Annotated in this window: 17 protein-coding genes; 7 read left to right on the top strand and 10 right to left on the bottom strand. The window is 42.1% G+C overall.

Features of this window, described 5'->3' with window-relative positions:
• Positions 1-45: 45 nt before the first annotated feature.
• The 3 genes from AB1K80_RS10440 to AB1K80_RS10450 form a co-directional block, all read right to left on the bottom strand.
• The gene (locus tag AB1K80_RS10440) at positions 46-1,482 is read right to left on the bottom strand and encodes an MDR family MFS transporter (protein WP_412856558.1); all 1,437 of its coding nucleotides are present in this window, start codon (positions 1,480-1,482) and stop codon (positions 46-48) included.
• A 17-nt stretch (positions 1,483-1,499) separates the two neighbouring features.
• Positions 1,500-2,366, bottom strand: a complete 867-nt coding sequence (locus AB1K80_RS10445; protein WP_412856559.1) for a TetR family transcriptional regulator — start codon at positions 2,364-2,366, stop codon at positions 1,500-1,502.
• A 139-nt stretch (positions 2,367-2,505) separates the two neighbouring features.
• Positions 2,506-2,886: a hypothetical protein gene (locus AB1K80_RS10450; protein WP_412856560.1), complete on the bottom strand. Its 381-nt coding sequence runs from the start codon at positions 2,884-2,886 to the stop codon at positions 2,506-2,508.
• Between the two features lie 111 nt (positions 2,887-2,997).
• Here AB1K80_RS10450 and AB1K80_RS10455 point away from each other — a divergent pair, with 111 nt between their 5' ends.
• On the top strand, positions 2,998-3,312 hold the full coding sequence (locus AB1K80_RS10455) for an ArsR/SmtB family transcription factor (RefSeq protein ID WP_412856561.1): 315 nt from the start codon (positions 2,998-3,000) through the stop codon (positions 3,310-3,312).
• A gap of 65 nt (positions 3,313-3,377) precedes the next feature.
• Here AB1K80_RS10455 and AB1K80_RS10460 read toward each other — a convergent pair whose 3' ends face one another.
• Complete coding sequence (locus AB1K80_RS10460; RefSeq protein ID WP_412856562.1) at positions 3,378-3,551, bottom strand: hypothetical protein; 174 nt, start codon at positions 3,549-3,551, stop codon at positions 3,378-3,380.
• Positions 3,552-3,960: 409 nt separating this feature from the next.
• Here AB1K80_RS10460 and AB1K80_RS10465 point away from each other — a divergent pair, with 409 nt between their 5' ends.
• The gene (locus AB1K80_RS10465) at positions 3,961-5,355 is read left to right on the top strand and encodes an NAD-dependent succinate-semialdehyde dehydrogenase (RefSeq protein ID WP_412856563.1); all 1,395 of its coding nucleotides are present in this window, start codon (positions 3,961-3,963) and stop codon (positions 5,353-5,355) included.
• A 46-nt stretch (positions 5,356-5,401) separates the two neighbouring features.
• Here the strand turns inward: AB1K80_RS10465 and AB1K80_RS10470 are convergent, their stop codons facing one another.
• The 3 genes from AB1K80_RS10470 to AB1K80_RS10480 form a co-directional block, all read right to left on the bottom strand.
• Entirely contained in the window at positions 5,402-5,995 is a 594-nt protein-coding gene (locus AB1K80_RS10470; protein WP_412856564.1) for an NAD(P)H-dependent oxidoreductase, read from the bottom strand.
• A 137-nt stretch (positions 5,996-6,132) separates the two neighbouring features.
• Entirely contained in the window at positions 6,133-6,753 is a 621-nt protein-coding gene (locus AB1K80_RS10475; protein WP_412856565.1) for a YcnI family protein, read from the bottom strand.
• A gap of 15 nt (positions 6,754-6,768) precedes the next feature.
• A complete protein-coding gene (locus AB1K80_RS10480) occupies positions 6,769-8,403 on the bottom strand; it encodes a copper resistance protein CopC (protein ID WP_412856566.1) in 1,635 nt (544 codons plus the stop codon).
• Positions 8,404-8,909: 506 nt separating this feature from the next.
• Here AB1K80_RS10480 and AB1K80_RS10485 point away from each other — a divergent pair.
• The 3 genes from AB1K80_RS10485 to AB1K80_RS10495 all read left to right on the top strand — a co-directional run bounded on the left by AB1K80_RS10485 (position 8,910) and on the right by AB1K80_RS10495 (position 12,001).
• Positions 8,910-10,349 (top strand): PTS mannitol transporter subunit IICB, encoded by a 1,440-nt coding sequence (locus tag AB1K80_RS10485; protein ID WP_412856567.1) that lies wholly within the window; start codon positions 8,910-8,912, stop codon positions 10,347-10,349.
• 94 nt (positions 10,350-10,443) lie between these two features.
• Positions 10,444-10,878, top strand: coding sequence for a PTS sugar transporter subunit IIA (locus tag AB1K80_RS10490; RefSeq protein ID WP_412856568.1), 435 nt, complete (start codon positions 10,444-10,446; stop codon positions 10,876-10,878).
• 1 nt (position 10,879) lies between these two features.
• Positions 10,880-12,001, top strand: coding sequence for a mannitol-1-phosphate 5-dehydrogenase (locus AB1K80_RS10495; RefSeq protein ID WP_412856569.1), 1,122 nt, complete (start codon positions 10,880-10,882; stop codon positions 11,999-12,001).
• 212 nt (positions 12,002-12,213) lie between these two features.
• Here the strand turns inward: AB1K80_RS10495 and AB1K80_RS10500 are convergent, their stop codons facing one another.
• Genes AB1K80_RS10500 through AB1K80_RS10510 form a run of 3 tightly spaced genes read right to left on the bottom strand, consistent with a single transcriptional unit; the run spans position 12,214 to position 13,184 of the window.
• On the bottom strand, positions 12,214-12,459 hold the full coding sequence (locus AB1K80_RS10500) for a DUF2651 family protein (RefSeq protein WP_412856570.1): 246 nt from the start codon (positions 12,457-12,459) through the stop codon (positions 12,214-12,216).
• A gap of 26 nt (positions 12,460-12,485) precedes the next feature.
• A complete protein-coding gene (locus AB1K80_RS10505) occupies positions 12,486-12,779 on the bottom strand; it encodes a DUF5316 family protein (protein WP_412856571.1) in 294 nt (97 codons plus the stop codon).
• 27 nt (positions 12,780-12,806) lie between these two features.
• Positions 12,807-13,184, bottom strand: a complete 378-nt coding sequence (locus AB1K80_RS10510) for a VOC family protein (RefSeq protein WP_412856572.1) — start codon at positions 13,182-13,184, stop codon at positions 12,807-12,809.
• 175 nt (positions 13,185-13,359) lie between these two features.
• Between AB1K80_RS10510 and AB1K80_RS10515 the strand changes: the two genes are divergently transcribed.
• Positions 13,360-13,623: an excalibur calcium-binding domain-containing protein gene (locus tag AB1K80_RS10515; protein WP_412856573.1), complete on the top strand. Its 264-nt coding sequence runs from the start codon at positions 13,360-13,362 to the stop codon at positions 13,621-13,623.
• 102 nt (positions 13,624-13,725) lie between these two features.
• Positions 13,726-14,505 (top strand): Cof-type HAD-IIB family hydrolase, encoded by a 780-nt coding sequence (locus AB1K80_RS10520; RefSeq protein ID WP_412856574.1) that lies wholly within the window; start codon positions 13,726-13,728, stop codon positions 14,503-14,505.
• Positions 14,506-14,513 lie beyond the last annotated feature (8 nt).

Below are 14,513 nucleotides of genomic sequence, written 5' to 3' on the forward strand. Positions count from 1 at the left end.
CGATAGGTAAAAAAAGAGCCGGCGTCTGCCGAGCTCTTTTCTCTTTTAAGAAGATGATGAGGAAGAAAGCTCCTGTTTCATCACTTTGTTCCCACGTTTTTCATTTAAGAAAATAGAAAGGATGAGTCCAGTCACGGCGATGAGACCAGCAACTAAAAATGACATATTCATCCCATGTACCGCTGATTTCAACGGGTGAGATATGTGAGAATTAGCGGCAGAACTGCTCATAATGGATACGAGAACTGCTGTCCCAATGGAACCGCCAATTTGTCTCATTGTATTATTCATCGCTGTACCATGCGGGATGAGATGATGTGGTAGCGAGTTAATCCCGGCTGTGGTCAACGGCATCATAATCATCCCTACCCCAATTAAACGGAGCGTATAAGTCACCGTGATCAGCACAATCGATGAATCAAGACTGAGCATCATAAACGGCAGGGAGGTCACGGTTAAAATCGTAAACCCACCGATTGCCAATCCCTTCCCGCCGACTTTATCAAAAATCCGTCCGATAATTGGGGAGAGGAAGCCCATGAATAATGCACCCGGTAATAAGATCAGTCCTGTGTCCAATGCCGACAATCCCCTGACGTTCTGCGTATAAAGCGGAAGGATGGTCTCAGTTGCAATCAGGAGCGCAAAGACCAGCATCCCGAGGAAGGTCGTTAAACTAAAGATCGCAAATTTAAATACACCGAACTCAAGCATCGGTCTTTTTAAATTCGATTGCCGCAGGATAAAGAAGAACAAGCTAACCGCACCGACAATTAACGAAATGAGGACAGTGGCACCCGTCCAGCCATACGTTCCAACACTAGAGAATCCGTACAGTAACCCACCGAATCCGAAAGAAGAAAGGATAACGGAAAGGACATCAATACGTGTCTCTCTTTGCTGTGTGACATTTTTCATTAAGAAGAACGCAAGAATGAGGTCAATGATTCCAATTGGCAAAACAATATAGAACAAGTACTTCCAAGAAAATGTATCCACAACCCAACCGGCAAGAGCTGGACCAATCGCCGGCGCGAACGAAATCACAAGTCCGACCATGCCCATCGCCTGCCCGCGTTTTTCTTTCGGGAAAATGGTTAAAAAGATGGTTTGCATCAGAGGCAATAATATTCCTGCCCCAGCTGCTTGCACAATCCGCGCAGTCAGTAACACAGGGAAATTCGTTGCGAATGAAGCAAGAATCGTTCCTGCTGTAAAAATACTAAGAGCCGTTAAGACAAGTGCACGGCTCGAAAATTTCTCAATTAAAAAGGCCGTAATCGGGATGAGAATCCCATTTGTCAGCATAAAGGCGGTTGTCAGCCATTGTCCTTTACTGACATCGATATTGAATTCCTCCATGATATGTGGAATCGCTGGTATCAGTAGCGTTTGGTTTAAAATCGCAACGAATGCCCCAACGAGAAAAATCCCAACAATCACAGATCGATTATACGATGTATGTGTGGTTGATTGGTTCAAAATAATCCCTTCTTTATCTATAAAATGATGCTTTTCAGCTGTGATACGTTTTGTGATAAAAGGCTATTCTTCCCTAGATAATCTAGTAATGAGTGGATTAAAAAGGTTTTCGGTTGATCCTTGGACAATTCTTGATTGAGCATGTCAAATGCAGCAAGCAGATCATCCTTCTGTTCATCATCTGAAAGCAAGTCTAGCTGTTTCTTCATATTCGTTAAGTACATGATGACATGCTTTTCTTCGTCATATTCGTCCTGTGAAGATAGCAGGTACGTGTCCATCAATTCCTCTGTTAAGACCGGCTCAATCGAGCAAGGCTTTTTCGAAATGCGATCCATCACACCGATGATCATTTCGGCGGCATATTCTAACCGAATGTTCTTATGCTCAACGGCTAGCATTAAGATGAATTCTCTCATGAGTCCATTCAGTACAATGACGAGATCCCAAACATAAGGTGCGACAGATTCACCGTAAGTGCTTAAGATGATGTCCCGGTGACGCTGCATGATAATAGCTCGTGTCTCACGTAAGTGCTTCTTGACAATGGGTGAGTGCTGAGAAAATGCTTCGAAGGACAGCATATTTAAAAATTTGTGGTTCTCTTTGAATTCTTCAAGCTCAATCTTGATCTTCTTCGTAAATTTTTCCTCTTTGGACAGCGTCGTTTCAGAATGAATGATGTGAGAGATATCCCTCATCTTGCGTTGATTATATTTGATGAGCTCCAAGAGAAGCGCTTCTTTTGAATCAAACAGTTTATAAATGGACGCTTTTGATATTTTACAGGCATCAGCAATCGACTGCATGGATACACTTAAATAGCCTTTTTGTGAAAACAATGTCTTCGAAACCCGCAGAATGTCTTCTTGCTTTTCGTTCATCTTCCTACGTCCTTTCCGTATCAGTAAAACCATAGGGTCACAATAGAAACCGATTGGTCACCTTTGCTATGATAACAAAACAATAGACTCCATTCAAGAAATTGGACTTAAAAAAACACCTGTCTATGTAACAGGTGTTTTATCCTTCTATAAGTGCGACATATATTTTCAATTGTCCGTTTTGTTCCACGATTAAAACGTCGTTTCGCTCCTTGGCAGCGTAAATCGCTACCCCTTTCTTCAATTGAGAGGCGGTGCCATGTTGGAAATTTTCGCTAGATGTTTTCTTGATAACGCCTACTTGCTGTTGCTTTGTGAGGGTTAGTTCTTTCGTCCAGTCTACGTTTGTTTGATAGACAGTTCCTTCCCACTGAAATAAATCTGCATCGTGATCAAGAGCCAATGCCTCTTCGGCACTTGGTGGTTTTGTCTGGAACTGGTAATACTCGCCTGATTGGCAGGCACTTAAGGGAATCATCAGTAACATGATGAAAAAGTTCATCCATATCTTACGTGTCAATTTAGTTTCCTTCCTTTCAAGAGAACCTATCATTTGAGACGTTTTCGCCTGTCATATCGTTACAATGGGAATGAGATTGTATGTTGAAGAAAAATACGATACATTGATCATATGAATAATCCAAATCACCCAAACCAAGAAGACATGACCCTGATATCTGTGCTACAAGCATTGGCAGATCCTGTCCGCTTAGAAATCGTTCGCTGCTTAGCAGAAGCTGGAGAAAGAACATGCGGTACGTACGATATGAACATTGCAAAATCCACGCTCTCCCATCATTTCAAAGTGCTAAGGGAGGCAGGCGTCGTGAAAGTCAGAATTGACGGAAAGCACCGCTATTATTCTCTTAGAAAAGAAGACATGGATACCGCCTTTCCCGGTCTTTTGACATCTGTTCTCACTGTAGACAAAGAGCGGTGGTCATGAAGAAAGCCAGCATACACATAACGAATCCCTAGAGCTAATGTGCTTTGGGGATTCGTTTATTTTCGCTATTTGGAAGCTTTTCTTTTAGATTCATATTCTTTTATGATCTCAATCGGTTCAATCGCATCATCTTCTTGTGCATATTGCTCTACATAAGGTGTCGTTAGCTTTGTAAACTTTTTTTCATCATCTACTAATGCCACGTAAAGTTCATAGCCTTCATAATCAGACGGGAACATATTGGCAACAGCACTTCCCGTTTCTAAAGCGACATCTATGGCCTTTCTTCATTCGAGCAACCCTTTTCTGTTTCCTAAAATAAATGCTTCGAAATGAAACGTTTCTTGGGCATAGACATTACAAAGTTCAAACACATCATCGTCATCCGTATGCTGAGACATGGAATCACCTCCATTAAACGAATTTACAATTATTCTACAATTTTCCATATTGTTTTTCATCCCTTTTCTTCTATTGTTATACAGGCAATGTGCACATGATTGTCGAATAGATCAAGATGCGTCGTACGATGTTTACATTTGGTCAATCAGCTCATGAATACATTGAGCTAAATTTTGCTTTTAAGTGGAATACTTACTGGGTATATACCCAATGTAATGAATCAAAGGACGAAGGAGAAGAGAGAGCATGACAAACGAACTCAAAGTGTATAATCCTGCAACCGGAGAAGAAATTGCCTCAGTTGTACAGCATACAAAAGAAGAAGTGGAAGATGCGATTTCACGCTCACACCAAGCATTCAAAACATGGGCAAAAACGTCCGCCCATGAACGTGCGACGATCATTCGTAAGTGGTTTGATTTGATGATCGAGCACAAAGAAAGGCTTGCAAAACTGATTACGGAGGAAAATGGGAAGCCGTATCAAGAAGCTTTAGGAGAAGTCGTGTATGCAGCGGGATATATTGAATGGTATGCCGAGGAAGCAAAGCGTATTTACGGCAGAACGATTCCGTCACATACGACAAATAAACGTCTTTTCGTCACAAAGCAGCCGGTTGGTCCTGTTGCAGCGATTACACCTTGGAATTTCCCTGCAGCGATGATCACGAGAAAGGCGGCACCGGCGCTCGCGGCGGGCTGTACGTTTATGGTGAAACCTGCTGAAGATACGCCACTGACTGCTATCGAGCTCGTGAAACTAGGTCATGAAGCTGGAATCCCAGAAGATGCGCTGCAATGGGTGATTGGAGATGGCAAAGAGATCGGGGAAATCTTCACAGATAGCCCATTGATTCGAAAAATCACCTTTACTGGCTCAACACCAGTCGGAAAACATCTCATCAAAAACAGTGCAAGTACGGTCAAACACGTATCGATGGAACTAGGCGGTCATGCACCAATGATTGTGGATAAGGATGCAAATCTTGAATTGGCTGTCAAACAAGCAGTAGCTTCTAAGTTCCGTAATGCAGGACAGACATGTGTCTGTGCAAACAGGCTAATCGTGCATGAGGATATCCATGAAGCCTTCACGCAAGCATTCAGTCAAGAGGTAGAAAAGCTGAAAGTTGGAAATGGATTAGAAGAAGGGACGTCGATCGGACCGATTATCAATAAGCGTGGCTTTGACAAAATTGTGGACCAAATTCAAGATGCAGTGAATAAGGGAGCGAAGGTGCTGGTTGGTGGAGACACACACTACGATGATGAGAAGTCTTATTATTTTGTCCAGCCGACGGTTCTCACACATGTTCAGACATCTATGAGCATCATGCATGAGGAAACATTCGGTCCAGTCGCACCAATTACAACGTTTCAAACGATAGATGAAGCCATTGCATTGGCAAACGATACGCCATTTGGACTTGCGGCCTATTTCTTTACGGAAAATTATCGGTATGGACTGTATCTATCAGAGAATCTGGACTACGGGATTATTGGCTGGAATGATGGCGGTCCATCTGCTGTTCAAGCGCCTTTCGGTGGAATGAAAGAGAGTGGCATTGGTCGTGAGGGCGGCATTGAAGGAATCGAGCCATATGTCGAAACAAAATATGTATCCATTGGTTTGGATGGATAATGGATCATGTAGACTGACCGAGCAGCCTCGGCAGTCTTTTTTTCAGTTAGACAGCAGGGGGGAATAGTTGATCCACTGTTTCTTGCGTTTCTTTCAGAATTTCGTGAATGTAATCAGCAGGTGCTTGATCGATACTGCCGAATAATAGCCGTTCCACAGGCTCAACGCCGATGAAATCAAAGACCTCCGTATCAGACGTCATCTGTTGGGAAGGGCTCACTGTCCAGTTTGAATCAATAAAGGTTCTTGGTGCATCGTGCGTGTTGATAATCACGCCTTTTTTATGATGGAGTAGATTTTCAATGCCGTGTTCTGTGGATCGATAAGCGAATCCTTCCGAAAAGACACGCTCTACATAGCCCTTTAACATAGCTGGCAACCCTGTCCACCATATTGGGAAAATAAAGGTGAGGACATCCGCTTTTTGAATGAGTTTTTGCTCTGCTTGAACAGCTTTAGGAATACGACCTGCTTTCAATGCCGCTTTTTCCTCGATAGTGAGCTCTGGCTGGAAATTGAGGGCATAAACATCTCGAACTGTCACATCATGACCATTGTTCAAAAGAGTGCTCACAACTAGATCTAATATCGTTTGATTCAAGCTTTGCTGGGGATGTGCAAATATAATGAGGTGGTTCATTTCATATCCTCCTAGATGGTCATGTGTTTCATTATGGCATGCGCCTTTATCCTATTCAATCCTATTATGGAAATGATAGGTTGGGAAAATAAAGAAAGAGCGACCGTTTGTGAAAAACGATCGCTCATGTACACATCTTATTTCTTTCTGAAAGCAAGACCAAGGGCGATAAGTGCTACGACAAGTCCTGCAATGGCAAGGCCAAGAGTCAGTGGTGAGGAAGAAGAAGTTTTTGTGACTGTTTCAGATGCTTTTTCCTCCGCTGGTTTTTCTTGACCGTGTGAATCCGTTACAGTATTAGAAGCGACAATGTTTGTGATGGAGTGTGGTTTGTCAGAGTCTTGGTCACCCGTCCATTCAACCACTGTGCCATCTTTATAGTACTGGTATGCATCCCATTTTGCTTCGCTTGCTTTGTCAGGGTTTTTCGCTACAAAAACGAATTGTTGGAATTGACCAGCAAGTACCCCATCACCTGTTGCTTCCCAAGTGACTCTTGTCACTTTGCCATCTTTCTCTTCTGTTGTTGTTTTCCATCCCGGTACTGGCTCGTATTGTTGGAATTCTACACCAGTAGGCATTGTCACGACAACCTTTGTTGTTGGACTTGCACTTTCAGACGGTACTTTTAACGTATAGGTTTCCCAAGCACTTGTGGCGGATGTGTCCGGCTTGACCGTCACGTGTGCGTGTGCAGGAATGGTGAGTAAAAATGAAGCAATCAGCATTGGTAATAAAGCTTTAACGTATTTTTTCATGTCATATGAACTCCTTTAGTTTCTTCTAATAAATGTTGTATCCATGTTTTCAAAAGAACCAGTTAATGCATGAATGTCAATTTTCCAAGTGCCTTTCTCATTTAACAAGAGATTTTCAGCGCTGAAATGTCCATTTTTTAATCGTTTTAGCTGAAATTCACTTGGAGTAGGTTCACCGAAAAGGGTGACTTTATGGATGGTTGCTGTCACGGATTGAATGTCTGTGATCGTTTGCCCATCTTTCTTTGTAAATGCGACCTCAAATGTGTTTTTTCCCGGGGCATTTGGTGTGATGCTTAAGGAAATAATATCACGGTGCTCGACCTGATTTGCGCCAAAGAACGGCACTGGTGCAGGTGGTGGAGGACTCGGAATATTGGTGAATACAGCTGTTAATAACAAGATGGCGACCCCAATCATCCATTCCGCACGTAAGGAAACGTGTCGTTGCTGCTTCTTTTTCCATCTCAGCATCAAGTAATGAAAAAGTCCAAGCAAGCCCATGACAATAAATAGCCCCATCTTGATTAAAAATGTGCGTCCATACGCTGTTTGGAACAGGGCATCAAATGATTGCAAAATGAAGATGGCATTGACAAAACCTGAAAACACGATGAGTCCAACAGCAATCAGCGCCCACGGTGTAAAGGTTGTCAGTGTACTGCGGATGTACGGCTGCTTTTCATTTGGCAATTTTTTAATCAAAAGAAGCACGATCGCTGTTAAACCACCGACCCAAATAGATGCAGAGACGAGGTGAATAAAATCAAGTGATGTCGTCAGTATTTTATTCTCCGTAGCGGCTGGATGCCCAATTTGTGCTTTCAACCAAAGGAGCACAGTGAAAATGAGTAACGGGAATATCCAGATTCGAACAGAGGTGAAGTTCCCTTTTCTCATCACCACGATCGTCCATATGGTCAGAAGAACAAACGTCGCCATTTGCATCAGCCATATACTTCCACCAGAAGTCGTTGCAATGGTTTCTTGTAAAAGCGATGGTTGAAGACCTTTCCAAAAAGACACGTTGGCGGCAGCTTTTGTTTGAATCGGTAATTGAAACAAGATGGCTCCGCCCATCATGATCAGTGACAACGTCAGTAGCCATTTCATTCGCTTGGCTAACTGGGCTGAGATATTCGATTGAAACCAAAACAGTCCAAATAAAATGGTTCCAATATATAAACTAAAGGATGTATATAGAAAGGCTTTGTCAATCGTCGAAGCCGTATCGATGGATTCATTTGATTGACCTTGATCTAATTGGTCAAATCCGCCATCCGCTTTTCCAATACTAAACGGAATCATGCCTGAGACAGAGTGTCCATCTGCTGATACCGCATTCCATTGGATCGTATAAATTCCTTTAGGTAAATCCTTTTTTAATTCCGCTTCCATGATCTTTTGGTCTTTGATGACCGTGTCTCCATGATCTACACGTTCACCTTTCGAATTGAGGACCGTAATGGCATGAAAGCCACTTTCTATCCCTTCACTAAATGTGATAGAGACTGAAGAAGGCTGCTTTTCTAGCTCTTCATTGGCCGCTGGATTCGAGCTCACCACATATGCATGGGCAAAAGCGTCCTTCGGTATGAAAAAAGTGAGCATCAGTGTGAGAAGCAACAGCCACTTGCTATATTTCCACAATGTTGATAACCGCCTTTCTACCTATGAAGATGTCTCAAATATCAGAAAGAAAGCGGCAGAAAACTGTGAGTCCCAGAAAAAACCCCTCTCCCTCATGTCCCGCCTTCATGTAAAAGAAGCGAAACAAGAAACAAGACGGTTCACCTTTTCTGTGTCACGTCCGCGCAGACGTTTCTTGAATGAATAGGTTTGATCAATATAAGCCTATTCTATTTAGGAAATGTAAACAAGAAGTCCCCCATTAAAAATTGTGAAATTCCAATGAATTTTCAATCTAAACAAGGCCAGATCAACCTTTCCACTCAATTTTTTCATAGTTAAAAGGAAAAACACACATCACTTTTCAATTTTGTCACACACTATGTGACAAAGTGGTGCTTAGTTTCAATTGAATGGTGAGTGAAAGCGTTTTAGGATAGGTGTAAGGGCTTCACTGACACTTGTCTTTATATCTTTTGACCTATAAAAGCCCTCAACAAAGGGAGAGTAGAAAGGAGTTTTCATAGATGGAAGAGAAAAGCGGATTCCGTGTAAAAGTACAGCGATTTGGAAGCTACTTGAGCGGTATGATTATGCCGAATATTGGGGCATTTATTGCGTGGGGCTTGATTACAGCCCTGTTCATTCCAAGTGGTTATTTACCAAACGAACAATTAAATACATTAGTTGGTCCAATGATCAACTACCTACTGCCATTATTAATTGGTTATACAGGCGGTAAACTCGTATACGATCACCGAGGCGGGGTACTTGGTGCTACAGCAACGATCGGGGTCATTGTCGGTTCGGATATTCCAATGTTTTTAGGGGCCATGATTATGGGACCGCTTGGAGGATATCTGATTAAGAAGATTGACCAACTGTTCAAAGACCGTATCAAATCAGGATTTGAAATGCTTGTGAACAACTTTACAGCAGGTATCCTAGGTGCGGCTCTTGTAGTCATTGCTTTCTACGGCATCGGTCCAGTGGTTCTTGGCTTAAATAAAACCCTTGCAGCAGGTGTAGATATCATTGTGAATGCACATTTGCTACCGCTTGCAAGTATATTCATTGAACCAGCCAAAGTATTATTCCTAAACAATGCGATTAACCAAGGGATTTTAGGTCCGTTAGGTGTGGAGCAAGCAGCTGAGACGGGTAAATCCATTCTGTTCTTGCTTGAAACGAACCCAGGACCAGGTTTAGGTGTACTTCTTGCTTATATGTTCTTTGGAAGAGGAACTGCGAAGCAAACAGCACCAGGTGCGATTGTGATTCAATTCTTAGGTGGAATTCATGAGATTTACTTCCCATACATCTTAATGAAGCCAATGCTCATTTTGGCAGTCATTGCAGGGGGAGCAAGTGGAGTCTTGACCTTTACTTTATTAGATGCTGGATTACAGGCTGTGCCATCACCAGGTAGTATTATCGCTCTTATGCTCATGTCACCAAAAGGTGGACACCTAGCTGTGCTAGCAGGGGTCATTGTCGCAACTATTGTCTCATTCCTTGTCGCTTCTGTGATCTTGAAATCTTCGAAAAAAGCAGATGAAGATTTAACAGCAGCAACAGAAAAAATGCAAGACATGAAAGGGAAGAAAAGCGCAGCAGCAGCAGCTTTAACAGCACAAAAAGAAGATGCTGAAGCAAACAATCAAATAGCGTCAAATGATGTGAATGCAGAAGAAGTGAACAAAATCATCTTTGCCTGTGATGCAGGAATGGGCTCAAGCGCGATGGGCGCATCCATCCTAAAAAACAAAGTCAAAAAGGCAGAGCTAGATGTTGATGTCACCAATACGTCCATCAGCAACATTCCAGATGATGCCGACGTGGTCTTTACGCATAAAGATTTAACAGACAGAGCGAAGGCGAAACTGCCAGGCGCTGTGCATATCTCAGTTGATAATTTCTTAAACAGCCCAAGATATGATGAGCTGATTGAGAAATTGAAAAAATAGCATGACGAAACGGGTTGAGTTCAATTTTTCTGATTGAACTCCCCGTTTTGGTGGTTTTCTGATTATCTATTCTAAAAAAGGTGTGTGATGTTTTATGAAACAAGTACTTTCCAAAGACAACATTTTTCTAAACGAACAAGCGAGCTCAAAAGAAGAAGCCATTAAAAAAGCAGGTGAAGTCCTTGTAGCAAATGGGTATGTGACAAGTGACTATGTTGACAAAATGTTTGAAAGAGAGAACATTTCTTCAACATTTATGGGAAATGGCATTGCGATCCCTCATGGCACAGAGGATGCCAAAGCTGAAGTGCTTCACTCAGGTATTTCGATCATTCAAATTCCAAACGGGGTTGAATACGGAGAAGGAAATGTCGCAAAAGTGATCTTCGGCATCGCTGGTAAGAATAACGAGCATCTCGATATCTTGTCTCAAATTGCGATTGTTTGCTCAGAAGAAGAAAATGTAGAACGCATCATTCATGCGAAAGATCAAGATGAACTGATCGCCATCTTCAACGAGGTGAACTAATATGAAGGCACTTCATTTTGGCGCAGGGAATATCGGTAGAGGATTTATCGGGTCTTTGCTAAAAAAATCGGGTTTTGACCTTGTGTTCACAGATGTAAATGAAGCAGTGATCCAAGAGTTGAATCAACGAGGAGAATATACGGTTGAACTTGCAGCACCTGGGCAGGAAAAAGAAGTGGTCGGCCCTGTTTCAGCCATCAACTCAGCGCAACATCCAGAGGAGTTAACGAAGGCGATTGCAACTGCGGATCTGATTACGACAGCAGTAGGTCCGGCTGTTTTAAAAATCATTGCCTCCTCTATTGCGGAAGGATTAAAACAAAAGAAACCAGACCATATCGTGAATATTGTAGCTTGTGAAAACATGATTGGGGGCAGCTCGCATTTAAAGGAAGCCGTTTTTTCTCATTTAACAGAGGACGAACAAGAAGCGTTAAACGGGACGGTTGGTTTTCCAAATGCAGCGGTTGACCGCATTGTGCCAATCCAGCACCATGAAGATATTCTCAAAGTATCTGTTGAGCCATTTTTTGAATGGGCCATTGATGAGACTGGATTTATTGGTGATGTACCGCAAATTGACGGTGCGACCTTTGTACGAGACTTGACGCCTTATATTGAGCGAAAGCTGTTTACTGTTAACACTGGCCATGCCCTTGCAGCGTATGTCGGTTACCAGCAAGGCGTCCAAACGATTAAAGAGGCTGTTGATTCCCCAGACATTCGTCAAGTCGTTGAAGGCGCCCTTCACGAAACAGGTAGCTATTTAATAGAGGCATATGGCTTCCAAAAAGAAGAGCATGATGCGTATATTCAAAAAATCATCAAACGATTTGAGAATGCCTTTATTTCTGATGAAGTCACCCGTGTCGCACGCTCTCCACTTAGAAAGCTAGGAGGAGAAGACCGATTAATCGGTCCGGCGAAGAAGATCAAGCAGCCGGTTTACTTAATTAAAGGTATTGTAGCTGCACTAGCTTACGATCATGCAGAAGATGAAGAAGCTGTTCGTTTACAAGCGCTGAGAAAAGAAAAAGGCATTGAAGGTGTCTTACAAGAAGTATGTGGACTCACACCAACAGACGATCTCTATCAAGCCATTCTGAAAGAAACAGCACAGTAATGAAAAAATCTCTTTCAGCGTGTAGACAAACCCTCGCATGTCATGCCTGTGCGCTGGTGCTCACGAATGTTTCATTCGCTCCGGTCCAGTGCTCGCCCTTCCTAGACTTCAAGGGATTTCAATCACGCTGAATAGAAGACAGAGGACTAAAATAAAATCATTTTAGTCCTCTGTCACAATCTAAAAATCCCTTTTGTTCACGAAAGGGATTTTTAAGTTGCTGCTTTTATCACTAATTTTGTGATAAGAGCAGAAGCGAAAGCGAAGACGGTATAGCAAATGACCCAAATGAGAAAGGAATCATCCCCCTCAATAAAAGTAAACATCAGGACAAGACTTGCCAACAATACAATGGTCGTCGGTAACCAGATGTTTTTAAAAAGCAGGGTCCCCAGAACGCCAACTAGAATTGACAACATCGGAAAACCAAAGATCACCATTAATATAAAGATAGCCAAACCTTTAACACCTCTACATTCATTTTTTACATGACATAATATAAGACCGTTGCAATCAGATGTGGAAACGAAAAGAAGACGAGAATAAGAGCCAAATCCAATCGAAATGTGCGATGCTCTTTCGTTTCAGAATGATAGTTAGCCCGAGCCTCGTCACCATGTAAGAATGCACCAATGGCTACTCCGGAAAGTAAAAGACTGATCATAAAGATGCCACCACATAACATCACAATCCACTCATTTTGATTGAGAATCATAGATGCGCTACAAATGGCAATTGTTGTGAAAATACCAGCGATAAAAGCATATTTTTTTCTCATTTTATGTACCTTCCTTTCAACATGACATTAGGAGATGTCGTCACATATTTCAATGAAATGTCCATCAGGATCAGTCACATAAGCGACGGTTTGACCCCAAGGCTTCTTTGCAGGTTCTTTTATGACCGGTACACCTTTTTCCTTCATGACTGCAATGGTTTGTTCCACATCATCAACAACAAAGCCGAGCTCAAAGGTTTGAGAAGGGTGAATGCCCTCTGGAACAGGTAAACCAAGTGATTCTCTCACATCTTGGCGTGAATTAATGGATAGCGTCACTTCTCCAGTATCAAATTCGACATAGGATTCAACCCGCATCTTCACAGGGAAACCAAGTATATCTTGATAAAATTCAATGCTCGCCTCAACATCGTGTACATATAGAATGGTATATTTCATTTTCATGTGAAAAACTCCCTTCTTCATATACGTGTCAAAACCGGAAAGGTTTCCCATTCATTTTACCACATAGGTCATAAGGTCTGATTCATTCCATAAAAACAAAAAAATTAGACCGATCGTCTTGAAAAACAAATGTTAGTAACATATGATAAAAATGTAAAAAAGGGGATGAATGATGATGAAAAAAATCATGGTTGCTGTCTTGTCTTTAGGTCTTTTCCTGAGCGTTGTACAAGTCGACACTCACACAGCGGAAGCCAAGACGGTCAAGTACAAAAACTGCAAAGCGCTCAACAAGGTATACAAGGGCGGTGTGGCAAAGAGCAAAAACACGAAAAACAAAGGCGGAAAGACAAAGTACAAGCCTTATGCTTCAAAAGCACTTTATTTAAAAAACAAACACCTCGATCGAGATAAAGACGGCATTGCTTGTGAACGCTAAGAACATACGGAAAGACCTGAATAAGGTCTTTTTTCTATGAGGTTAAACCCGTTCCTTTGTGCCATCTTCATCTTTATATTAAAATGAAGATAGATTCAAAAAATGATACAAAGTGGGGTACTCAATTTGTCAACTCAAGCTGATCAGAAAGACATCCGATTGATTGCCATTGATATGGATGGCACGCTGTTAAATCGTGATCATGTCATTCCAGAAGAAAATAAAAAAGCCATTAAAGAAGCAGAGGCAAAAGGAGTTCATGTGGTCATTAGCACAGGACGTACGCTGATGACATGCCGAGAGCTTGTGGAGCCGCTCAAACTCTCTTCATACCTCATTACAGCAAACGGCAGTGAAATTTGGGATTCGTCCTTTGAACTCATTGAACGTGAATTGCTTCATCCCGATCATGTCCAAATGATGTGGGATTTGAAAAATAGGTACCAAACGGATTACTGGGCTTCTACAGTGGATAAAGTGTGGCGAGGTGAATTCCCAGAACAAATTCATGACCATGAATGGTTGAAATTCGGCTTCGATATTCAGGATGATACCGTTCGTAAAGAAGTGCTGAACACACTGAAAACAAATGGTCAATTAGAGATTACCAATTCAAGTCCAACCAATATTGAAGTAAATGCAGCAGGGATAAACAAAGCGGCGGCACTTGCCAAGGTTGCAGAACGTATTGGCTGTACGATGGACAACGTGATGTCTCTAGGTGATAGCCTAAATGATCTGGCGATGATTCAAGAAGCAGGATTAGGAATTGCCATGGGGAATGCACAGGAAGTAGTCAAAGAAGCTGCTGACTGGATCACCGCACCAAATACAGAACACGGTGTAGCGAAAGCCATTCAACATTGGGTGCTATCAAAATAAAGACCTTG

The organism is Bacillus sp. 179-C3.3 HS, from assembly GCF_047229225.1.
Lineage (GTDB): Bacteria > Bacillota > Bacilli > Bacillales > Bacillaceae > Bacillus.